The organism is Desulfobaculum xiamenense (genome assembly GCF_011927665.1).
GTDB lineage: Bacteria > Desulfobacterota > Desulfovibrionia > Desulfovibrionales > Desulfovibrionaceae > Desulfobaculum > Desulfobaculum xiamenense.
Genome location: NZ_JAATJA010000002.1, coordinates 750,758 through 772,645, shown reverse-complemented (window position 1 = coordinate 772,645; position 21,888 = coordinate 750,758). Strand labels below are relative to the sequence as shown.

General features: G+C 64.7%; 17 protein-coding genes. 5 read left to right on the top strand and 12 right to left on the bottom strand.

Features of this window, described 5'->3' with window-relative positions; genetic code table 11:
* Position 1 precedes the first annotated feature (1 nt).
* Positions 2 to 1,069: a hypothetical protein gene (locus tag GGQ74_RS11295; protein ID WP_167941648.1), complete on the bottom strand. Its 1,068-nt coding sequence runs from the start codon at positions 1,067 to 1,069 to the stop codon at positions 2 to 4.
* Between the two features lie 204 nt (positions 1,070 to 1,273).
* Between GGQ74_RS11295 and GGQ74_RS11290 the strand changes: the two genes are divergently transcribed.
* The 3 genes from GGQ74_RS11290 to folD all read left to right on the top strand — a co-directional run bounded on the left by GGQ74_RS11290 (position 1,274) and on the right by folD (position 4,429).
* Entirely contained in the window at positions 1,274 to 2,059 is a 786-nt protein-coding gene (locus tag GGQ74_RS11290; protein WP_167941647.1) for a type III pantothenate kinase, read from the top strand.
* A 106-nt stretch (positions 2,060 to 2,165) separates the two neighbouring features.
* On the top strand, positions 2,166 to 3,458 hold the full coding sequence (gene eno / locus GGQ74_RS11285; RefSeq protein ID WP_167941646.1) for a phosphopyruvate hydratase: 1,293 nt from the start codon (positions 2,166 to 2,168) through the stop codon (positions 3,456 to 3,458).
* A gap of 104 nt (positions 3,459 to 3,562) precedes the next feature.
* Positions 3,563 to 4,429 (top strand): bifunctional methylenetetrahydrofolate dehydrogenase/methenyltetrahydrofolate cyclohydrolase FolD, encoded by an 867-nt coding sequence (folD, locus tag GGQ74_RS11280; protein ID WP_167941645.1) that lies wholly within the window; start codon positions 3,563 to 3,565, stop codon positions 4,427 to 4,429.
* 72 nt (positions 4,430 to 4,501) lie between these two features.
* Here the strand turns inward: folD and GGQ74_RS11275 are convergent, their stop codons facing one another.
* Together GGQ74_RS11275 and GGQ74_RS11270 are read right to left on the bottom strand one after the other, a co-directional pair.
* Complete coding sequence (locus GGQ74_RS11275) at positions 4,502 to 6,349, bottom strand: sensor domain-containing protein (RefSeq protein WP_167941644.1); 1,848 nt, start codon at positions 6,347 to 6,349, stop codon at positions 4,502 to 4,504.
* A 35-nt stretch (positions 6,350 to 6,384) separates the two neighbouring features.
* Positions 6,385 to 7,704: a BPG-independent phosphoglycerate mutase family protein gene (locus tag GGQ74_RS11270; RefSeq protein WP_167941643.1), complete on the bottom strand. Its 1,320-nt coding sequence runs from the start codon at positions 7,702 to 7,704 to the stop codon at positions 6,385 to 6,387.
* 148 nt (positions 7,705 to 7,852) lie between these two features.
* Between GGQ74_RS11270 and GGQ74_RS11265 the strand changes: the two genes are divergently transcribed.
* The gene (locus tag GGQ74_RS11265) at positions 7,853 to 8,311 is read left to right on the top strand and encodes a YbhB/YbcL family Raf kinase inhibitor-like protein (RefSeq protein ID WP_167941642.1); all 459 of its coding nucleotides are present in this window, start codon (positions 7,853 to 7,855) and stop codon (positions 8,309 to 8,311) included.
* A 216-nt stretch (positions 8,312 to 8,527) separates the two neighbouring features.
* Positions 8,528 to 9,337 (top strand): hypothetical protein, encoded by an 810-nt coding sequence (locus tag GGQ74_RS11260; protein ID WP_167941641.1) that lies wholly within the window; start codon positions 8,528 to 8,530, stop codon positions 9,335 to 9,337.
* Positions 9,338 to 9,426: 89 nt separating this feature from the next.
* On the opposite strand, the gene GGQ74_RS11255 is transcribed toward GGQ74_RS11260, so the two are convergent.
* From GGQ74_RS11255 to GGQ74_RS11215, 9 genes are all read right to left on the bottom strand, one after another.
* Positions 9,427 to 9,729, bottom strand: a complete 303-nt coding sequence (locus tag GGQ74_RS11255; RefSeq protein ID WP_167941640.1) for a Dabb family protein — start codon at positions 9,727 to 9,729, stop codon at positions 9,427 to 9,429.
* A complete protein-coding gene (locus tag GGQ74_RS11250) occupies positions 9,723 to 10,256 on the bottom strand; it encodes an acyl-CoA thioesterase (protein ID WP_167941639.1) in 534 nt (177 codons plus the stop codon). The genes GGQ74_RS11255 and GGQ74_RS11250 overlap by 7 nt, the downstream gene beginning before the upstream one ends.
* A gap of 190 nt (positions 10,257 to 10,446) precedes the next feature.
* Positions 10,447 to 12,600 (bottom strand): L-lactate dehydrogenase (quinone) large subunit LdhH, encoded by a 2,154-nt coding sequence (gene ldhH, locus GGQ74_RS11245; RefSeq protein WP_167941638.1) that lies wholly within the window; start codon positions 12,598 to 12,600, stop codon positions 10,447 to 10,449.
* A gap of 1 nt (position 12,601) precedes the next feature.
* A complete protein-coding gene (locus GGQ74_RS11240) occupies positions 12,602 to 13,234 on the bottom strand; it encodes a LutC/YkgG family protein (RefSeq protein WP_167941637.1) in 633 nt (210 codons plus the stop codon).
* Between the two features lie 127 nt (positions 13,235 to 13,361).
* A complete protein-coding gene (locus GGQ74_RS11235; protein ID WP_167941636.1) occupies positions 13,362 to 14,576 on the bottom strand; it encodes an acetate kinase in 1,215 nt (404 codons plus the stop codon).
* 21 nt (positions 14,577 to 14,597) lie between these two features.
* On the bottom strand, positions 14,598 to 16,709 hold the full coding sequence (gene pta / locus GGQ74_RS11230; protein WP_167941635.1) for a phosphate acetyltransferase: 2,112 nt from the start codon (positions 16,707 to 16,709) through the stop codon (positions 14,598 to 14,600).
* A 54-nt stretch (positions 16,710 to 16,763) separates the two neighbouring features.
* Entirely contained in the window at positions 16,764 to 18,059 is a 1,296-nt protein-coding gene (locus tag GGQ74_RS11225; protein ID WP_167941634.1) for a (Fe-S)-binding protein, read from the bottom strand.
* A gap of 4 nt (positions 18,060 to 18,063) precedes the next feature.
* On the bottom strand, positions 18,064 to 19,443 hold the full coding sequence (locus GGQ74_RS11220; RefSeq protein ID WP_167941633.1) for an FAD-binding oxidoreductase: 1,380 nt from the start codon (positions 19,441 to 19,443) through the stop codon (positions 18,064 to 18,066).
* Positions 19,444 to 19,587: 144 nt separating this feature from the next.
* Positions 19,588 to 21,300 (bottom strand): L-lactate permease, encoded by a 1,713-nt coding sequence (locus GGQ74_RS11215; protein ID WP_167941632.1) that lies wholly within the window; start codon positions 21,298 to 21,300, stop codon positions 19,588 to 19,590.
* Positions 21,301 to 21,888 lie beyond the last annotated feature (588 nt).

Sequence of the window (21,888 nt, the reverse complement as noted above, 5' to 3'; positions counted from 1 at the left end):
GCTAGGCCTCCTTCCTGCGTGCGCCGGACGCCAGCTTCAGGACGAAACCGATCACCCCAAGCCCGATGACGAGGGCCACCACGAACATGACCATCGGAGAGTGCTGCCCCTGCGAGGGCAACTCCGCCACGCGATAATACGGGGCCAGATACGCCACGCGCACCAATTCGCGCAGAACGGCCATCACGGCCACCGTGACCACCAGCGCCCATGCCGCCGACCCCGGCCGCCCACGGAAACCGAGGACGAGACAGACCGCTGCACCAGCCAGTGCGGCGAGGAACACCACCGTATGCAGCGCGCTGCCGCCCATGAACGTCAGCATCACCTCACGGGGCATGCTCACCAACCACCACGACCCCACGGCCACCTGCGCGGCCGTGGCGTAGGCAAAGGCGCGCATGCCGCGTGCGGCAGTCTCCACGGCACCGGGCAAGCCCCTACGGCCGGGGCGGGACCAGTACAGGGCTTGTACCAGCCCGCCCACGGCCACCGAGGCGAGGACGAAATGTAGATAACGCGGAACGAGCGTCGGCTCGGCAAAATTGAGCACCGTGCCGCCGGGATTCTCGAAATAAACGACCCAGCGTTCGGGGGTCAGCATCATCGACAGGTTGTTGACGAAAAGAAAAGCCACCGCCAGAAGCGCGAGAACGACCACGAAAAGGACAGCCGTGCGCCGGCTCCTCAACGCATCGAACCGGAAATCGTAGAGATAGCTCGCGTAGTATGCGATGATGATGAGCGCGACGACCGCCAGCCAGTACACGCCCATCAAAATGTCGGACACGTAGAAGAACTGGCCGTAGAGCACCTGCATGAACAGGAGCGGGGCGACGCCGAAGTTCACGGTCAACGCCGTGACGGTCGGCAGCTTTCGCGAGACGTGCCGACATACCGGCGCGGTGCTGCCATGACCGAGGCCCTCGGCCAACGCCATGACCGCGCTGCCGACAAGCGCATTCATGAGCAGCAGATGCGCCACGAAGGTGACAAGCAACAGTCCCTGAAACCATTGCCATTCGACCTGAATGATTCCCGCCGCGGGGACGAGGGTTGCCGGGTCCATTCGCGCCTCCCGGAAATTTCAATGTTCACGAGTCATTGCTTCCCCGATACTCGTGCCATTCTTATACCGGACAACGAAAAAGGACAACCGATCAGCGGCGTGTCGGACAAAAATAACAGCTTGAAATTCGGACCCAAACCGCTACATTCCCGATGGCGGCGCACGGCCAGCCCTGCCCGACACCCATCATCGGACACACTGCCCATGAGCACATCCCATTCCCTGCTGCTGGACATCGGCAACACCAACACGAAAATCGCCCTCTGGTCTCCCGAGGCCGGAGAGCGCCCCGCCGCGGTCGCTACCGTGCCCACGCTGACGGATTCCGCCGACGAGTGGGCCGCGCGCCTGCTCCATGTGGCCCGGCAGTGGGACATCGACACCCGGACCGTGGCCGACGTGGCCGCCTGTTCCGTGGTGCCCGCCGCGTCGGAGATGCTCGACCGCGCAGCCCGCAAGGCCTTCGGCCTGCGCGCCCGCCTCGCTCCGGACACGCTCGCCATTGCCTTCGACAATATCGACGACGTGCCGGACAATGTGGGACCGGACCGCATCGTGGCGGCCTTTGGCGCACGCAGAAGCCTCGCGGCCCTAAACGTCATCGTCCTCGATTTTGGCACCGCGACCACCGTGGACTGCGTGCGGGGCAACACTTACCTCGGCGGAGTCATCTGCCCCGGCATGCGCACGGCGGCCAGCGCCCTTACGGATCGCACGGCCCGCCTGCCTGAATTGACCTTCGAGATCGACTCGCCGAAGCTCGCCTTCGGCTTCGACACCATGCGAAGCCTCAATCAGGGGTTCATCTTCGGCTTCGCCGCGCTGGCCGAGGGGCTTATCTCCCGCATGACCGACGCGCTCGGCGGCCCCGCCGCCGTCATCGCCACCGGCGGCCTCGCCCCGATAGTCGCCACGGTCTGCCCCGCGCTGGACGACGTGCGCCCGGACCTGATTTTCACGGGCCTCGTGCACGCCTGTATGGAAGGATAACGCCGCATCTGATAGGATGAGGCGTTTGACGGGACCGGCCCAACGTGGCACACGGCCCCTGCACATAGGCAATTTCAAACGATTTCAAATACAAGAGGAGCACATCATGAGCACCATCGTGAACGTCTGGGCCCGCGAGATTTTGGACTCGCGCGGCAATCCCACCGTCGAGGTCGAAGTCACCACCGAATCCGGAGCGCGCGGCGTCGCAGCCGTTCCCTCCGGCGCATCCACCGGCACCCGCGAAGCCCTTGAGCTGCGCGACGGCGATGTGGACCGCTACCTCGGCAAGGGCGTGAGCAAGGCCGTCGAGAACGTCAACGGCGAGATCGCCGAAGCCATCGTGGGCATGGACGTCACCCGCCAGGTCGCCATCGACACCACCATGATCCACCTCGACGGCACCGACAACAAGTCCCGCCTCGGCGCCAACGCCATGCTCGGCGTGTCCATGGCCTGCGCCCGCGCCGCCGCCGACTACGTCGACCTGCCCCTGTACCGATACCTCGGCGGCCCCAACGCCAAGGTGCTGCCCACCCCGATGATGAACATCATCAACGGTGGCGCGCATGCCCCGAACAATCTGGACATCCAGGAATTCATGATCCTGCCCCTGTCCGCCCCGACCTTCGCCGAGGCCCTGCGCATGGGCGCGGAGACCTTCCATCACCTGAAGAAGATCCTCTCCAAGGACGGCCACGTCACCTCCGTGGGCGACGAGGGCGGCTTCGCCCCCAACCTGAAGAGCCACCGCGAGGCCTTCGAATACATCATCCGCGCCATCGAGGCCGCCGGCTACAAGCCCGGCTTCGACATCGCCCTTGGCATCGACGCCGCCGCCAGCGAGTTCTACGCCGACGGCAAGTACATCTTCGCCGGTGAGGGCCGCGAGTTCACCGCCGCAGAACTGGTCGAGTACTACAAGGAACTCACCGAGGACTTCCCCCTCGTGTCCATCGAGGACGGCCTTGCCGAAGGCGACTGGGAAGGCTGGAAGCTGCTCACCGAAGAACTGGGCGACACCATCCAGCTCGTGGGCGACGACATCTTCGTCACCAACCCCGAGATTCTGGCGCAGGGCATCGATGAAGATGTGGCCAACTCCATCCTCATCAAGCTGAACCAGATCGGCACCGTAACCGAGACCCTCGACACCATCGAGATGGCCAAGCAGTCCGCCTACACCACCGTCATCTCCCACCGCTCCGGCGAAACCGCCGACGACTTCATCGCCGACCTCGCCGTGGCCGTGAATGCGGGCCAGATCAAAACCGGCTCCCTGTGCCGCTCCGACCGCATCTCCAAGTACAACCAGCTGATGCGCATCGAGGAGAACCTCGAAGACGACGGCTTCTACTTCGGCCCCATCATGGGCGAACAGTGGTTTGACATGGACTAGCATCCGGTTGTAACCACAGCCGCATCACATGCTCATCGGGGGCGCGGAAAGCACATTTCCGCGCCCCATCCCTTTCATCAGACATATTCAAGGGGGAACCGACCATGATCCTGCTGGATGGCAAGGCTACCGCTGCCGCAATCAGAAGCGAGTTGAAGGACAAAGTGGCGGCACAGGAGGCCCGTGGCATCAGAACGCCCGGTCTGGCCGTCATTCTCGTCGGCGAGGACCCCGCGTCGCAGGTCTACGTCCGCAACAAGGAAAAGGCCTGCGAAAACGTCGGCATCCGCTCGCTGGCCTACCGCCTGCCCGCAGACTCCACGCAGGACGCCGTGGAAGGCCTCATCCGCGAGCTCAACGCCCGCGATGACGTGGACGGCATCCTTCTCCAGCTTCCGCTGCCCAAGGGCCTCGACAGTCAGGCCTGCCTCGACCTCATCGCGCCCGACAAGGACGTGGACGGATTCCACCCCGTGAACATGGGCCGCCTCGCCCTCGGCCTGCCCGGCTTCGCCCCCTGCACTCCCGCAGGCGTCATTGAGCTGCTGCGCCGCCACAATGTCACCACCTCCGGCAAGCGCGCCGTGGTCATCGGCCGCTCCAACATCGTGGGCAAGCCCATGGCCATGATGCTCTGGGGCTACGGCGACTTCGCCAATGCCACGGTCACCGTGTGCCATTCCCGCACGCCCGAGCTCGCCAAGCTCTGCGCCGAGGCCGACATCCTCGTGGCAGCCATCGGCCGCCCGCACTTCGTCACCGCCGACATGGTCAAGGACGGCGCGGTGGTCGTGGACGTGGGCATCAACCGCACGGACGACGGCCTCGTGGGTGACTGCGATTTCGCAGCCATCAAGGACAAGGTCAGCGCCATTACCCCGGTTCCCGGCGGCGTCGGTCCCATGACCATCGCCATGCTGCTGGTGAACACGGTCAAGGCCTGCGAGAACCATCTCGGCCTCGCGAACTAGTCCGTTCCCCCGCACGAATGTCAAAGGCCCCGAGGCGCTACCCCGGGGCCTTTTTCTCATCAAATCGCCCAACTACTCCTCCGCGTCGGCCTCCGGATCGGCGAAGCGGTACCCGCCCTTGCCCTCCGCCTTCATGCGGTAGAGCGCCCTGTCCGCCAGCCGGACGAGGGTCTGAGCGTCGCAGCCGTGGTCCGGGCAGATGCTCGCGCCGATGCTCACTCCAACGCGACAGGTCACGTCGTCGCAGTCGAAGGATCGCGACAGCGCGTCCACCACGTCCTGTGCGTAGGAGGCCACGGCCTCGCGCCCGGCGACATTCCACAACAGCACAGCGAATTCGTCGCCGCCAAGGCGCGCGGCAAGGTCAGAGCGTCGCAGCCGCGAACAGATGCGCTGCCCCACGGCAACGAGAAGCGTGTCGCCCGTCTGATGACCGTAGGTGTCGTTAATTCCCTTGAATCCGTCGAGGTCCATGTACAGCACGGCCACGCGCTCGCCGGAGCGCTCGCTCTGGGCCAGCATTCGCTCAAGAGTCTCCTCGAACACGGCCCGATTGGCGAGGCCGGTCAGATGATCGTGCGTCGCCCGATGCTCCATCTCGCTTACGGCCTCCACATACTCCGTTATGTCCGAAATGATGCCCTCGATGCTCACCAGTTCGCCATGCTCCGTCCGGATGCCGCGCAGGCTGGCCCCGGCCCACATGACGCTTCCGTCGCGCCTTCGGGCCTTGAAGCGCATGTTGCGGATCACGCCCTCCAGCACAAGGCGCTCCAGCATGGCCTTGCGTTCCTCGTCGTGCACGAAAATGTCGCGACCGCTGTTCCTGACGGTGGCGACCATTTCCTCTGGCGAATCGTATCCGAACAGCTCGGCCATGGCGCGATTCACCCGCAGGAAGCGACCCTGTGGACTCGTGGAAAACAGCCCCTCGCTGGCGTTGTCGAAAATGTTGCGATAGACGTCCTCGGCGTTGCGCAGGGCGGTTTCCGTGGCGCGGCGACGGGTGATGTCCCGGCTTATGCCCACGATGCCGAGCAGATCGCCCTGCGCCCCCAAAAGCGGCACCTTTACCGCCTCCATGAGCGCGGGCGTCCCGTCAGCGCGCGTCACCCACACCTCGCGCAGGCTTGGCCGCATGGTGGCGAGTGTCTCGCTATCCTGCTCGCGAAACGACGAGGCCACCGATTCATCGAACAGCTCGTAATCACTCCGCCCGACCACTTCCTCCTGCGCACAGCCCGCGAAGGCGGCGAACGCGGCATTGCAGCTCCGGTACACTCCGTGCGCGTCCTTGTAGAACACAAGGTCCGGCACAGTATCGATGAACGACACGAGAAGATTGCGATTCTCGACGAGTTCGCGCATGTGCCGCCGCGTCTCGGTCACGTCCGTGAACACGCCCACCACGCCAAACGTGCGACCGTGCGCGTCGCGCAGCAGCTCCTTGGTCACGACGACGTCGCGCACGTCGCCGGGTTGCACCTCCAGACGAAGTTCCTGCCGCAGGACGGCCGGGCCGTCGCTGGTCAAAAGCTGCGCATCCATATGCATGAGGGCCTTGGCGGCCTCGGGCGGGAACACGTCGACGGCGGTCCGCCCCATTATCTCCTCGGCCGATCTGCCAACCATGTCCTCATAGGCGGGATTCGCCAGCCGGATGCGCCCCCCGGCGTCCATGAAGGACAACGGGCTTGGCGTGGCCGCCATGATGTGGCGCAGCACCTCGTGCTCGCGCCAGCGGAAATCGTCCGCGCCGCCGAGCCGCACTCGGCCCCGCACGCGCGGGAACCACCGCGCCCGCCTGCCAAGCGCAACGGCGCACGCCACGACCAGCGCGAGCCAAAAGACCGCCCACGCCGTCTGCGCGGAAATGGCCGCCACCTGTGCAGCCCCCGACATCAGTTCGCCAAGCGCCATGTCCGCGTCTCACCCCCGCTCGTCCGCGTCCGGAATCAAGCCTCCGGCTCCATGCGGAAAGGACGATAGTTGCCCGGCCAGAACGGCTGATCCGTCGGCGTATCCATGATGCCAGACTGCTTGGAGCGATCCAGCAGGTCGAGCACCGTATACATGATCTCCGGCCCGCGCAGCGTCCCAAGCGCTCCGCGCGCGGCGTGGACCTCGTCGAAAGCCGCCACATCGTCCACGCGCACCCCGGCCCCGGCCATGGCCACGGGAACGCACTCCCCCGAATGCACCAGCGGTCCGGAACTGGGCGCGCTGTGGTCCGCGGCCACCACCACAAGCAGGTCCGGATCGCCGAGCATCCGCTCCAGATGCCTGCCGATGGCCGCGTCGAGCGCCTCCAGCACCGCCACCTTGCCCTCGGGATTCTTGGCGTGGCTGGCCAGATCCGGGGCCTTGGAATGCACATGCACGAAATCGTGGGTGCCAAGGGCGTTCATGGCCGCATCCAGCCGCCGCGCAAAGTCCTCGCCGCAGTCCGCGCCATCCTCCATGCGCAGGCAGTCCATGCCCAGATACTCGCACAGCCCCCAGTACACCACGCCAGCACACACGCTTGCCCCGCGCAGGCCGAAGCGCTCGGGAAAGCGCTCCACCAGCCGCCGCTGCCCGGCGCGCTGGGTGACCATGCCGTTGACGGGCGCAAGACCGCGACGGCGCCGCTCGGCGTTGACGGGATGCGCGTCGAGACGGCGATGCGCCCACGTCAGATACTCGAGCAGAACGCGCGACGTGCGCAGTGAGGAATTGTCCGACGCATGATGCCACAGGGCGGCAGGCTCCGAGAGGGCCGCTCCCTCACGCATGGGATTGGTGTCCGTGATATGGGGCGACACGTCGCCCCGCAGGCGCAGGATGCCGAACAGCCCCGCGTAGGGATGGAATGATATGCCAATGCCGTCGCCCTCGTAGGTCGAGAGCTCCGCACACAGCGCGGCCGTCTCCTCCTCCGCCACGGACGGACGGTCCGAGTCGAGGAAAAGAACGCCACCCTCGTTGCGCAGGCTGGCCAGATGCGCCAGCACCGCCACGTCGCGCGGGCCGAGTGCGATACCCGCGCCAAGGGCCTCCAGCGCTCCGCGTCCGGGAAACTCCTGCAGGCGGTAGCCGAACAGGGCAAAGTGGGCGTTTTCGCTGGCCAGCGGACGTCCGGGCATGGACGCGTGATACAGCCCGCTGGCACCGGCCCGGGCCAGCCTGTCGAGATTCGGCATCCGTGCGGCCTGAAGGGGGGTACGCCCGCCAAGGGCGGCCTGCGCCCGGTCGCCCGCTCCGTCCAGCAGCATGAGCACGCATCGCTTCGGCATGGGACCTCCAGTCTCCACAGCATACACCAGAATCCGCTCCGATGCGACGCCCCCGTGCGGCTGTCCCCCCATCACGACCTTTGCCCTCCGCCCCGGCCTCTGCTAGGATGCTCGGGCGAAAATTCATCACAGCAGGAGTCACCCACCCATGAAACTCACCAGCAGTTCCTTTCAGGAAGGGACGCGCATTCCCATCCAGTTCACCTGCGACGCCAGCGACTTCTCCCCCTCTCTCGACTGGGAGGACGCGCCCGAGGGCACCGAAAGCTTCGCCGTCATCTGCGACGATCACGACGCCCCCGCCGGAACCTGGACGCACTGGGTCATCTACGGCATCCCCGGCGTGGCCTTCCGCCTCGCGGCCAAGATTCCCCGCACCGCGGAGCACCCCTCCGGCATGCGCCAGGGCGTGAATTCCTTCGGCAACATCGGCTACAACGGCCCCTGCCCGCCCGAGGGACACGGCAAGCACGACTACGTCTTCACCATCTACGCGCTGGACACGACGCCCGACCTCGCCCCCGAGGCCACCCGCGACGAACTCCTCGCGGCCATGGACGGGCACACCCTCGCCACGGCGCAGCTCACGGGCCACTACTCCCGCTGATCGCCCACGTCTTTTGCCCACAAGGGCGACACGCACCGGCCGGAGAAGCCCAGCCTCTCCGGCCGCGTCGGGCGCTCCACGATTTTCCCCTTCCACCGCCCAGTTACGGACTTTTCGACATTCCGGACGCAAAACATGCGCTGCGGGGCTGTGCGATTCCCGATGGTGTGCTATGGTGTGCAACGATTTCATCCGCGAACCAGCCGGAGGAACGCAATGCACCACAGACCGGGCATTCTCATCCTGTACGCGGGACTCGTGCTTGCGGCGGCACTGGCCGCCTGCGCCACGTATCCCACTGCTGTAAGCCCCGTGCCACAGGACATTCCGACCTGCGCGGCGGACTATCCGCCGGACGCCGTCTTCGCCGCGCGCGCCATCTTCGCCGCCATGCAAGGCCGCGACCTGCGCGGGGCGACCATCGACCAGCAGACCGCCGCCGGTCTCGTAGGCGACTTCGCCTTCCCCGGCTTCCACATCGACGCGCATCGGCTGCTTGAATACCGCGCCCGCGAGGACGGTCCAACGGGGCGCTACGCCAGCGGCATCGTCTCGCTTCGCGATGCGCACGGGCGCTCGGCCCGCTTCATGTACAGCGCCCTTTACGACGCGGACCGCGACGGACTGCGCATCGACGCCGCCGAAACCAGCGCGGTGTACACGCACAGCCCCGCCGTACGCGTGATGCTCGTCCCGGACGACCATCTCCCCGCCGAAAACGCCCTGCCCGACTCGTGGGACGAACTGTTCACGCTCTTCGAGGGTCTCGACGCCATGCCCGCAGGCGGCATCACCGCCGCGTCGCAGCTGGAGGGCCACCATCTGGCCATCTTCGTCATGGACCGCACCCCCGCCGGGGCCGATGTCGCCCTGACCATCGACATCGCGGACATCATCCGCCTCGACCCGGCGGTAACGCTTTCGCGCGAGCAGTACAGGGACTTCTACGGCTGGCGGGTGGCAGTGCTGCGTCCGCTCCCACGTCGCATGGCGTCGCTTTCCGAAGCGCCCCCCTGCGCCGACTGACGCGCTGACAGCCAAACAAAAAGGCCCGTGGGGAACACCCACGGGCCTTTTCTCATCCGCACCGTCGCGCGCTCGCCGACGGCCGGTTTCTAGAATTCGTAATCCACGCAGCGGCGCTCGGCGGCCACCTTGCGGATGAAGTCGACCACTTCGAGATGCAGGGGATGCACGGCGTAGCCCTGCAGGGCCTCAGCGTTCTCGAACACCGAATACAGCGCCACGTGCGACACGCCGCCCGCCGGATCGACGTTGATGCCGACCTCCAGCTCCACGGGGCCAGGCACACGGCCCTTGAGCGCTTCGAGGCGCTCCTTCAGCTTGGCGGCATTGCCAGCGGCGGTGTCGCCCTCGGCCTCGTCCTTCAGCACCCACAACACGATGTGCTTCAACATGACTCGTCGTCTCCCTGTTCGTTGAGTGATGCGGTCTGCGCGGCCCGCTGGGATTCGCGCTCGCGCTGGCGCTCCTGCTTGCGGATGGCCCTGCGGGCCTCGGCCTCGCGCCAGCGGCGATGGTCCTCGTCCGTTTCGAGGATGAGCGGCGGGACCTCGTGCGGTCGCCCGTCCTTGTCCAGCGCCACGAAGGTCAGATAGGCCGACGCGCAGTAGCGCTTCTCGCCGGTGAACATGTTCTCGGCCTCCACGCGCACGCCGACTTCCATGGACGTGCGGCCGGTGTAGTTGAGGCTGGCCTTGAAGGTGACCAGATCCCCCACGTACACGGGCTGCAGGAAGTCCATGCGGTCGATGGACGCCGTGACGGCGTTGGTGCGGCAATGGCGCATGGCCACGGTGCCGCCCGCTATGTCGATGTACTTGAGCGTCACGCCGCCGTGAACGTTGCCCGCTGGGTTGGCGTCCTGCGGCAGCATCCGCTGGGTGAGCATGGTGGTCGATTCGCGCTTGGTCTTTCCCTTCATCGTGTCTCCAATCCGGATGTATTCGGCACCAATTCGTGCCGGACGTCGTTGCCGGGTTCGAGGATAGCGCGAATCATCGCGTTTGTCCGCCCGGTCCGCCGCATGGTGGGAGGCGGCGGACCGGGCGGCCGGGATGAGTCGGCGGACAGGGCTCGTCCGCCGGGGGGTGGGGGCAATGCCCCCTGTCGCGCTATTTCAGGCGCTCGGCAAGGGCCTCGGCGATGTGCCGGACCTGAAGGTCGTCACCACGACGGCGCGCACCGCCGCGAAGCTGCATAACGCAGCCGGGGCAGTCGGTGAGCAGCTGTTTCGCGCCGGTCTTGGCGACGTTGTCGAGCTTCTTGTTGAGCAGTTCCTTGGATTCCTCGGGGAACTTCATGGAGAAGGTGCCGCCGAATCCGCAGCACACGTCCTCCTCGTCCGCCTTCACGTAGTCGAGCCCGCTGTCGCTGATGAGCTCCTGCGAGGTGCCGACCACGCCAAGCCCGCGACACAGGTGGCACGGAGCGTGGTAGGCGGTCTTCGTGGTTACGGCCACGTTCTGGAAGTCGTCTGCGCCGATGCCGAGCACGTCGCGCACGAAGGAGCTGAAGTCGATGACCTTGTCCGCGAACTGCTTCGCCTTGAGGGACATGGCCGGATCATCGGCCAGCAGACGGGGGTAGCTGTGCTTGAGCTGCGATGCGCAGGACGCGCACAGGGTGACGATGTAATCGTAGCGCGCGGGATCGAGCGCGGCCACGTTCTGCGCGGCGACCTCGGCGGCGTGGGCGGTCTCGCCCATCATCTGCAGAGGCAGACCGCAGCAGGACTGCTCCATGGGGAAGTCCATGTGCGCCTTGCCGTGGTCCATCACCTTCACGGCGGCGGCCATCTGCTCGGGGTACACGAAATCCTGCACGCAGCCCGCGAACAGACCCACGCGCAGCTTGGTGCCGGTGAGCTTCGGCTCAATCTCCTTCCACATGTCGCGGAAGGGCTTCTCGGCGATGGTGGGCAGGGCGCGGTAGTTGTGCTCCTTGAAGAACATGAGCGGCAGGTGGCGCAGGAAGCCTTCGCCGTCCTTGAGCGGAGCCTGACCGAGCTTGGCCGTGCGCAGCAGCGTGTGGAAGAGCTTGCGGTTCTTCATGAGCTTGCCAAGCAGGTCGGAATACGTGGGGTGGCCGTCCTCGTCGAGGATGCGCGAGTGGATCTCCTTGATGAGCCTCGGCAGGTCGATACCCGCGGCGCAGACCTCCTTGCATGCACCGCAGTTGATGCAGTTCTGCACGAGGTTTCTGGCCTTGTCGCGCCCATGGAAGAAATAGGTCAGGATGAGACCGATGGCACCGATGTAGATGTGGCCCATCTTGTGGCCGCCCACCAGTCGGTACACGGGGCAAACGTTGGCGCACGCGCCGCAGCGCACGCACCGGAGCACCTGCGCGAAATCGGGGTCCTCGGCCATGGCGCTACGGCCGTTGTCGAGGAACACGACATGCATTTCCTTGCGGCCGCCCTCGGCCGTGGCACACTCGTTGGCACCGGTGATCCACGTGACGTAGGAGGTCAGCGCCTGACCGGTGGCATTGCGCGGCAGGGCCTTGAGCACGCGCAGGGCGTCGTGGATGCTCGGGGTCAGCTTGTCCAGACCGCACAGGGCCACGTGCACACGGGGCAGCGTGGTCACGAGGCGGGCATTGCCCTCGTTGGTGACGAGGCCAATGGAGCCGGTCTCGGCGATGGCGAAGTTCGCACCGGAGATGCCCATGTCCGCCTCGGCGTAGTGGCGGCGCAGTTCGCGGCGGGCAACCTTGACGAGCTTCTGAATGTCGGACTCCTGCTGCTGGCCAGTCACTTCGCTGAACAGGTCGCGGACCTGATGGCGCGAGAGATGGATGGCAGGCATGACCATGTGCGAGGGACCTTCATGGCGCAACTGGATGATCCACTCGCCGAGGTCGGTCTCCACCACCTCGAACTCGTCTTCGAGGGCGTGATTCAGCAGCGTCTCCTCGGCGGTCATGGACTTGGACTTGACGATCTTCTTCACGCCGTTGTCGCGCGCGATGCGGGCGATGATCTCGTTGGCCTCGCCAGCCGTGCGGGCAAGGTGCACCTTCACGCCAGCGGCCTCGGCCTTCGCGCGGAACTGCTCGAAGAGTTCCGGCAGACGCGCGATGGCGGCGTCCTTGGACTCGGCGATTTCGGCGATGAGTTCCTTCTCGTGCATGTCGGCGAAGGCATTGACGCGGTTGGCGCGGTAGGCGGTGGCGAACTTGTCCATGGCCTCGCGCAGGAAGTCATCGCCAAGTGCCTCCTGACAGGACTTGCGGTACTCGGAAAGATTCGTGGACTTCTGCATGCTATTCGCCCTCCAGCAGCAGGATGTGGAGTTCCAGCGGACCATGCACGCCAAGGGCGAGCACGCGTTCGATGTCTGCCGTACGGCTGGGACCGGTGATGAAGGCCATGTAGCTCGGGGACGCGTCAACCATGTTCACGAACTCGCGCTCCACATCGTAGGACGTGGCACGAATGCGCGAGACGGGTAGCACGGCCACGTGATTCTCGCTGACCATGGTCGCCAGTCGCAGTTCCTCGCTGTTGGAGTTCTGGACGATGGTGCCGGTCTCGGCGATGCCGTACTCGGCCACGGTGAAACCGATGTCGATTCCTGCAAGGTGCTTACGCATCCCATCGCTGATGAGGGTCATTCCCTTCGCTTCGCATGCAGCGGCAAGGGCCTCGCGCTCCTCTCCCGCAAGGGCGGGCGCGGCGACGACCTTCGGCTGGGTCCGTGCTTCGCACATCTCGCCAGCGGCGTCGGACAGCGGCAGGCCACAGCCCGAAAGCAGCAACTGGCAGGCATCCTTCCTCTCGCACAGATCAACCGTGTAGGCGAAGGCCTCGGACATGCTCTTCACCATGGAGACCACCGCACCGACCTTCTCGGCGCGCTGTGTGAACTCCGTGACCAGAGTATCGACTGAACTCATTGTTGGTATCTCCCTATTGCGGGCGCGTAAGAGTCCCTATGCGAACCGCTTGCGGTCCGGTTTCATTGAACAAATGGCGGGTGGAGACACCAAAGACTCCACCCGCCGCAATGTCAAGCGGGAATGATCAGGACTTTCTCGTGATGAGGTCCATGGTCTGGAGAGCTATCTCTAGCTCCTCGTTGGTGCGGATGACGAACACGGGAATGCGCGAATCATCGGTGGAGATGCGCATCCACTCGTCGGGACGCTTGGCGTTGGCCTCGGCATCGATGACGATGCCGTATTCTTCCAGTCCACTTATGGAGTTGTAGCGGACGATGTCGTCGTTCTCGCCGATTCCTGCAGTGAAGATGACGCCGTCCACATGCCCCAGTTCGGCCATGTAGGCACCGATGTACATGCGTACGCGGTGGCAGGCCATGTCCAGTGCGAGCTGGGCGCGCACGTCGCCCTTCTCCCGCGCGGCGTGGATATCGCGCATGTCGGACATGCCACAGATGCCCTGCAGGCCCGCCTTCTTGGTCAGCAGGTCGTCGATCTGCTGGATGTCCATGCCCTTCTCGCGGGCGAGGAAGCCGATAATGGCGGGGTCGATGTTACCGGAGCGGGTGCCCATGATCACGCCACCCGTGGGGGTGAGTCCCATGGACGTGTCATAGCTCTTGCCCTTTTTGATGGCCGTGATGGAGCTGCCATTGCCGAGGTGCACCGTAATGAGGTTCAGCTCGTCGAGCGGACGCCCCAGAAGCTGGGCCGCACGCTTGGCCACGTAGTGGTGCGAGGTGCCGTGGAAGCCGTAACGGCGCACGTGCAATTCCTCGTACAGCTCGTATGGCACGGCGTAGTGATACGCATGCGGCGGAATGCTCTGATGGAAGGCCGTATCGAACACGGTGACGTGCGCCGCGTTGGGGAACAGGCGCTGGGCCACATTGATACCCGCGAGGTGTCCGGGGTTGTGCAGGGGCGCAAGCGGTGCGACCTCCTCGATGCCCTTCTTGACCGTGTCATCCACCAGCATGGGCGTGGTGAACTTCTCGCCGCCATGCACCACGCGGTGGCCGACGCCGTCGATCTCCGAAGTGTCGTGAATGACGCCGATGTTCGCGTCGATGAGCTTCTCGATGACCAGCTCCATGCCGACCTCGTGGTCCGGGATGGGCTGCTCGAAGACGCTCTTGGATTCGTCCGGAGTGCCGGGGTAGCGCTTGTGGGTCAGGCTGCCCATGTCGAGGCCGATGCGCTCCACCACGCCAGACGCCATGACCGAACGGGCTGCCATGTCGAACAGCTGGTACTTGATGGACGAGCTGCCGGAATTGATGACCAGTATCTTCATTGCCGTATCTCCCTCGCGGACCTAGAGCAGGCCCTTTTCGGCCTGTGCCTGAATGGCCGTGATGGCCACGGTGTTAACGATGTCGGGGATGGTGCACCCCCGGGAAAGGTCGTTGACGGGCTTGTTCAGGCCCTGAAGCACCGGCCCAATGGCCACGGCCCCGGCGGAACGCTGGACGGCCTTGTAGGTGTTGTTGCCGGTGTTGAGGTCGGGGAAGATGAACACGGTGGCCTTGCCCGCGACCTCGCTGCCGGGCAGCTTGGTCTGCGCGACATCGGGGTCCACGGCGGCATCGAACTGCAACGGGCCTTCGATGGCCAACTCGGGCACGCGCTCGCGAGCGATGACCGTGGCCTCCTTCACCTTGTCCACGTCGGCACCCTTGCCGGATGCGCCCGTGGAGTAGGACAGCATGGCCACGCGCGGCTCCACGCCGAAGATGCGTGCCGTCTGCGCGGACACAATGGCGATCTCGGCGAGCTGCTGCGCGTTGGGATTAGGGTTCACCGCGCAGTCGCCGAACACATGCACGCGGTCCTTCATGCACATAAGGAACACACTGGACACGATGGACGCATCCGGCTTGGTCTTCACAAACTCGAAGGCGGGGCGGATGGTGTGGGCCGTGGTGTTGATGGCGCCGGAGACCATGCCGTCGGCATGGTCCTTGTGGACCATCATCGTGCCGAAGTAGGTGGGGTCGAGCATCTTGTCGCGCGCCTCGTCCATGAGGATGCCCTTGTGCTTGCGGGACTCGAAGTAGGTCTGCGCGTAGTCGTCCAGCAGCTCCGAGGTGGCGGGGTCGATGAGCCGCGCGCCGTCAAGGTTGAGGCCCAGCTCGGAAATCTTGGCCGTCAGCTTGTCCATGGTGCCGAGGATGATGACCTCGCACACGCCGCGCCGCAGCAGTATCTCGGCCGCGCGCAGGATGCGATCGCACTCGCCCTCGGGCATGACGATGCGCATGCGGTGCTTCTTGGCCGTCTCCACGAGGTTGTACTCGAACATCTTGGGCGTGATGCGGGTGGAGCGCCGCGTGACGAGACGCTCGGACAGCACGGGTACGTCCACGTGGGCCTCGAAGGTGCCGAGTGCCAGCGCCACCTTGCGCTGGTCGTCCGGGTCGATGCGGCCGTAGAGTTCGGCGAGCTTCTGGGTGGTCTGGTAGGTGTGACCCTTGACCGAAAGCACGGGCAGCGGCACGCCGGTCCAGCCCTCGATGAGGCGATGCACGCCAGCCGAGGGTTGCAGCCCGCCGGTGAGCACCACGCCGGAGATGTCCGGATAGGCGCTCGACAGGCGCGATGCCAGCGCGGTGAGGATGATGTCCTCACGGTCGCCGGGGGTGATAATCATGCTGCCCTTGGAAATATAGCCGAGGAAATTGCCGATCTGCATCGCGGCGACGAGGAAGTCGCCAACCACCGTCTCGAGGCGGCCGTGCCCGTAGAGCACCTGCGCGTCGAGCCATTTCATGACGTCCTTGACCGTGGGATTGCCAAGGCTCTCCTCCTCCGGGATCACGAACACGGACAGCGGCTGAGTGCAACGCACCTTGCATTCGAGACTGGACACGATGCGCTCGCGGTCCGCGCCCTTCTCCGCCCTGTTGACCACGGCGGCCACGAGGTCCACGCCCTTCTCTTCCATCGTGTCGATGGTGATCTGGGCAGAGGCCACGATCTCCTCGTCAGTCTTGCCACGGCCGGAGACGACGAGCATCACAGGACAGCCGAGGTTGGCCGCGATGTCGACGTTGAGGTCGAACTCGAAGGCCGGGTCCTTGCCCTGAAAGTCCGTCCCCTCGCACAGCACGAAATCGTACTCCGCTTCCAGCGCCTTGTACTTGTTGAGGATGTTCTCGAGGAGCTGGGCGTGCTGGCCGCTGTTGATGAGTTCGCGGGCCTGCGCGAGCGTGCAGGCGAACGTGTCCTCGTAGGGGATGTCGAGCTTGAACTGCCGGAGGATGAGGTTGATGTCATGATCCCTGCCACTATCAACGCCATTGTTGATGATGGGGCGGAAGAAGGCGACGTTGCGCACGTTTCGCGTGAGCAACTGCATCACGCCAAGCGCGATGGCCGACTTGCCGCTTCGGGACTCGGTTGCGGTGATGTACAGATTGTTCGACATTGCGATTTCCTCTGTCTCCGGGCGGCGGCACCGTGCCGCCGCCCGTCGCGGTGTTTAGCCGAGCGTCTCCGCGTAGATCTCGATGGCGTGCTTCACGGCGATGCCGTCACCCGCCTGCGAAAGCATGTCGCTAATCTGCAGCATGCAGGCCGGACAGCCCGTGGCGACAACCTTGGCCCCGCTGGCCACGATGTTCTCGCGCTTGCGCTCTCCGATCTTCTTGGAGACGTCGTAGTGATAGAGGTTGAAACTGCCGCCGCATCCGCAGCAGCGGTTGTGCTCGCTCATCTCCCGGAACTCGTAGTTCGGGTTGGATCTGAGCAGGGCACGCGGCTGCGCCGTGACGTGCAGGGACTTATCCAGATGGCAGGGGTCGTGGTAGGTCAGCGGCGTGCCACCCTTGGGGGCTTCCGTAGGCACCTCGACGCCCAGCTTGTCCACGATGAACGCGTTGATGTCGATAGCCTTATCGGCCAGCGTCATGGCTGCGTGACGGATGGCGGAGGGCATCTCCGCCGCGAACTTGGGCCAGACTTCCTTGAAGGCCGCCGTGCACGAACCGCACGGCGTGACCAGATAGTCGAAGGGCATCTGGCCGAAGAGCTTCACGTTCAGTTCCACCAGCCGCAGGAAGGACTCCATGTCGCCGGAGGCGAGGGACGGCAGGCCACAGCAGGCCTGTCCCTCGGGCATGAACACGCCCACGCCGTGATGCCTGAAGATCTTGAACGCCGCGTGCCCCACCTGCGGGAAGAACTTGTCCACCGCGCAGCCGGGATAGAAGGCAATCTTCAGCCCGGACGCGCCCACGGCAGTATCGAGCGACGGCACCGCCGCGTGCAGCGGCTCCTTGGCCAGCGGCTTGAAGTGGCGCTCGCCAATGATCGGGCTCATGAGCCGCGAGCACGACGTGCCCACGATCTCGTCGGCCTTGGAGGTGACCAGTCCCTGGAACTTGCCCGCCGTGTCGAGCAGGGCATTGAACAGCTTGGGCCGGGTCAGCATGCCGCGCAGGATGGCCTTCTTGGCCGGGGACAGGCCAAGGTAGCCGTTCACGATGCAGCGCGCCTTGAGGAAGATGTCCATGATGCGCACGCCCGAGGGGCAGTTGGCCGCGCACGAGCCGCACAACAGACACTTGTTGAGCTTGTCCTTGACACCCTCGGCGTCGACGACCAGCTCGTGGGCGAGGTTTTCGAGCAGCGCGATCTTGCCGCGGGTGACGTCGGCCTCAGCCATGGTCTCCGCGAAAACGGGGCAGACGCCCTGACACATGCCGCACTTCATGCAGGCGGCCATCTGGTCGTCCAGCTCCTGAAGCATCGTCGCGAGTTTCTGCAAGTCTGCCATGTCGCTACGCTCCTATGATCTTGCCGGGATTGAGGATGCCCTTGGGATCGATGGCAGCCTTGATCTTCTTGGCGTAGGCGATGGTCGCGGGGGAGGTTTCCTTCTCCAGCCACTTGGCCTTGGCCAGACCGATGCCGTGCTCTCCGGACAGCGTGCCCTTGAGGGACAGCGCCACCTCGAAGATTTCATCCACCGCGTCCTCCACGCGCTTGAACTCTTCCTTGTCGCGGCGATCGCAGAGGATGGTCGGGTGCAAATTGCCGTCGCCAGCGTGGCCGAAGGTGCCGATGGTCACGTTGTACTTCTCGGCGATGCGGTTGATGGCGCGAATCATGGTTGGGATCTGCGAGCGCGGGACGGTGGCGTCCTCAAGCACGGTGGTCGGACGGGCGCGGGCGAGCGCGGGCAACGCGGCGCGGCGGGCCTCCCAGATCTTGTTGCGTTCGGCGTCGGAGCTGGCGGCGCGCACGTCGATGGCACCGATGCGCCTGGCGATCTCGACGACCTTCTCGGCCTCGTCGGCAACCTGCGCGGGGTGGCCGTCCACCTCGATGAGCAGGATGGCCGCGGCGTCGGTGGGCAGACCGGCCTTGGTGAAGGCCTCGACCAGTTCGATGGTCTTCTTGTCCATCAGCTCAAGGGTGCAGGGCACGATCTTACCGGCGATGATGGCGGCCACGGTCTCGGAGGCCTTGTCGATGGAATCGAACACGGCCATCATGGCCTTGTTGGCCGCCGGCGGAGGAACGAGCTTGAAGATGATCTCGTTGATCACGCCGAGGCTGCCCTCGCCCGCCACCTGAAGGGCGGAGAGGTTGAAGCCGGTGACGCACTTCACGGTGCGCGATCCGGCCTTGACCAGTTCGCCGTTGACGTCGAAGAAGTCCACGCCCATCACGTAGTCCTTAGTCACGCCGTACTTGAGGCCGCGCAGGCCTCCGGCGTTCTCGGCCACGTTGCCACCAAGGGTGGACACGGCCTGCGAACCCGGGTCCGGCGGATAGAACAGGCCACGCCGGGCGACCTCGGCCGCGAACTTGGCGGTGACCACGCCGGGCTGCACCACGGCGTACATGTCCTGCTCGTTGATCTCGATGATCTTGTTCAGGGAGTTGGTCAGCAGCACCACTCCCTTGCGGCCGGGAATGGTGCCGCCGGAAAGATTGGTTCCAGCGCCGCGCGGGGTGATGGGCAGCGCGTTCTCGTTGCACAGGCGCACGGTCTTGCCGAGTGCCTCGCTGGTGGTCGGGCGCACAACCAAGTCGGGGACCACAGGTTCGAGCACTGCGGCGTCGTACGAGTAGGCCTGTCTGTCGGCCTCGGCGTGCATCACATTTTCCTTACCGACTATCGCTTCAAATTCCTTGATCAGGGCATCGTTCATCTTGCTCTCCAGAAACAAATGGGCTGACGTTTGGCGTCGGGGAGCGGGCGGCCTTGCGGCCGCCCGCGGCCCGCTCATTTTCCTTTCCGTCGGAGTCCATGGCGCGCGTGGCACGCCATCCGCTTCCGATCGATCCTTCTTCCGCTAGAACAGGTGCGGGAAGAACACGAAGCTCAGCAGGCTGGCCACGATGCCAACCACGGTGCCGTACAGCAGGAAGGGCCACACGGTCTTCTTGAGGATCTGGCCTTCCATGCCGGAGAGGCCAACCACGGCGCATGCCGCGACGATATTGTGGATGCAGACCATGTTGCCCATGGCGCCGCCGACGGCCTGCGCGGCAACGATGATCTGACGGGGCAGTTCGAGGGTGGTGGCCACGCCCCACTGGAATTCGGCAAACAGCAGGTCGGACACGGTGTTGGAGCCGGTGATGAACGCACCCAGACCGCCCACGAAGGAGGCGAACATGGGCCACGCGTTGCCGACCATCGCCGCCACGGTCTTGGCCATGGCCAGCGGCATGGAGGGGTACGCATTGGGGTTCAGCAGCTCGTTGCCCACGCCGGAACCGCGGAAGATGGACACCAGCGCCACGGCGAAGAACAGCGCGATGGTGGGGTTCTTCATCTTGGCGATGGACTCGGTCCATGCGCGCTTGGCGTTTGCGCCGCTCATGCCGTGGATGAAGATGGTCATCACGGCCACGAGCATGAAGGGAATGGTGCCCGGCAGGTACAGGTAGGCGATGGAGGCGTCCACGCCCTGATAACCGAGGATATCGGTGAAGGAGACCTTCTGTCCGGCCAGAATGCCCTTGAGGCCAAGCTCGGGAATGCGGGTCAGCACGAGGATGAGGCCGATGAGGATGTAAGGCACCCACGCGCGGAACTGGCTCATGTGGGCCTTGAACTCGGCCTTCTCGTCAGGGGCGATGGAACCGGTCCACTCAGGCTCCCACTTGTCGTGAGGGCCGAAATCCCAGGTGTCCTCGGGCACGCAGAAGCCTTTCTTGGCACCGAAGATCAGAATGCCGATACCCACGAGACCGCCGATGAGGGCCGGGAACTCGGGACCGACAAACCATGCGAAGATCATGTAGGGAATGGTGAAGGACACTGCCGCGAAAATGCAGAACTTCCACGCCTTGAAACCGTCGGTCCAGCTACGGTTGGGGCCGAAGAACCGGGTGATGAAACCGAGGGTGAAGATGGGCAGGATAAAGATCATGGGCAGGTGCATGAGCGTCGCCCACTGACCCACCAGCAGGTTGAAGGACTCCATGCTGGTGAAGTTCACCCCGGCCACGCCGGAGACCACCGCAGCCTCGACGAGGTCCTTCAGGAACTTCAGGCCGAGCACCACGGGGGTGCCGACGGCGCCGAAGGTCACAGGGAAGGAGTTGAAGACGAGGCACATCACGGCTGCGGCCAGCGGCGGGAAGCCGAGGCTCAGAAGCAGCGGTGCGGCCAGTGCGGCGGGCGTACCGAAGCCGGCTGCGCCTTCGATGAAGGCCGCGAACATGTAGCCAATGATGATGGCCTGCACGCGGCGGTCACGGGAGATTCCCTGGAAGCCACACTGGATCGTCTCCATGCCGCCGCTGTACTGCAGCGTGTAGAGGATCAGGATGGCTCCGAAAACGATGATCAGGATGCCGATGGCGGTCACGAAACCCTGAACGGTAAGGGCCGCGACGTATCCTGCGGGAAGCTGCCACGCAAGCACAGCGCCGAGCGCGGTGACAAGCCACGCGACGGGCATGGCCTTGGTGGCGGGCCAGCGCATGCCGACCATCAGCACGAGGGCCAGCACGATGGGTAGAACGGCGACAAGGGCCAGGACTCCAATGGACATAGAAAGGCTCCTTGGAAAGCGAGTTAGAGGTTGAACGATAATCCGTTTTTTCCAAGAACAAGTTGCGTGCCAACTTCTACATGTTGCGACTTCTTCCATTATTCCGGGATATTGTCTTCACGCCCTCCCCTTCTTCGGCTCCGGGGCTATCGGAACCGGTCCGGGAAAACGGACTCCGGCCACGCTGCGAGTACAACATGCCGAAATAAAAGACATTATCCATTGCGAGAGTCGATTTGGAGGAGGAGAAGTGAGTAGGCAAGATCCGTCGAATGAGGATTCATGCCGATGATACCGCGATTTTCCGGGTTTTGAAAGCGCGTCCGACAAACTGGACGACACTCTCCGGTCCGGAAAAACGGACGTGTTCGCCATTGCGGACAACCATCGACCGTTGCGGGACAATGCTTGCTGACGCAACGTCCCAGTCTCCTCAACACGGTATCCCGCTGTGGTGGACACCCCTCTTCCCTGTTCCCGTACGGCGCAGGCACGCTTTGCCGCCGGAATCTGCGCACGGGCGCTTCGCAAGGCGCACCGCCGCTCCTGTCAACTCCACAAAAAAAGACGGGGCGCGGCGTGTCGCCG

Coding starts and splice junctions, on each gene's coding strand:
- GGQ74_RS11275 (WP_167941644.1), bottom strand. CDS start 6,349: ATGGCGCTTGGCGAACTGATGTCGGGGGCTGCACAGGTGGCGGCCATT.
- GGQ74_RS11255 (WP_167941640.1), bottom strand. CDS start 9,729: ATGTTGAAGCACATCGTGTTGTGGGTGCTGAAGGACGAGGCCGAGGGC.
- GGQ74_RS11235 (WP_167941636.1), bottom strand. CDS start 14,576: ATGAAGATACTGGTCATCAATTCCGGCAGCTCGTCCATCAAGTACCAG.
- GGQ74_RS11295 (WP_167941648.1), bottom strand. CDS start 1,069: ATGGACCCGGCAACCCTCGTCCCCGCGGCGGGAATCATTCAGGTCGAA.
- folD (WP_167941645.1), top strand. CDS start 3,563: ATGATCCTGCTGGATGGCAAGGCTACCGCTGCCGCAATCAGAAGCGAG.
- GGQ74_RS11265 (WP_167941642.1), top strand. CDS start 7,853: ATGAAACTCACCAGCAGTTCCTTTCAGGAAGGGACGCGCATTCCCATC.
- GGQ74_RS11260 (WP_167941641.1), top strand. CDS start 8,528: ATGCACCACAGACCGGGCATTCTCATCCTGTACGCGGGACTCGTGCTT.
- eno (WP_167941646.1), top strand. CDS start 2,166: ATGAGCACCATCGTGAACGTCTGGGCCCGCGAGATTTTGGACTCGCGC.
- GGQ74_RS11270 (WP_167941643.1), bottom strand. CDS start 7,704: ATGCCGAAGCGATGCGTGCTCATGCTGCTGGACGGAGCGGGCGACCGG.
- ldhH (WP_167941638.1), bottom strand. CDS start 12,600: ATGCAGAAGTCCACGAATCTTTCCGAGTACCGCAAGTCCTGTCAGGAG.
- GGQ74_RS11225 (WP_167941634.1), bottom strand. CDS start 18,059: ATGGCAGACTTGCAGAAACTCGCGACGATGCTTCAGGAGCTGGACGAC.
- GGQ74_RS11290 (WP_167941647.1), top strand. CDS start 1,274: ATGAGCACATCCCATTCCCTGCTGCTGGACATCGGCAACACCAACACG.
- GGQ74_RS11240 (WP_167941637.1), bottom strand. CDS start 13,234: ATGAGTTCAGTCGATACTCTGGTCACGGAGTTCACACAGCGCGCCGAG.
- GGQ74_RS11220 (WP_167941633.1), bottom strand. CDS start 19,443: ATGAACGATGCCCTGATCAAGGAATTTGAAGCGATAGTCGGTAAGGAA.
- GGQ74_RS11215 (WP_167941632.1), bottom strand. CDS start 21,300: ATGTCCATTGGAGTCCTGGCCCTTGTCGCCGTTCTACCCATCGTGCTG.
- GGQ74_RS11250 (WP_167941639.1), bottom strand. CDS start 10,256: ATGAAGGGAAAGACCAAGCGCGAATCGACCACCATGCTCACCCAGCGG.
- pta (WP_167941635.1), bottom strand. CDS start 16,709: ATGTCGAACAATCTGTACATCACCGCAACCGAGTCCCGAAGCGGCAAG.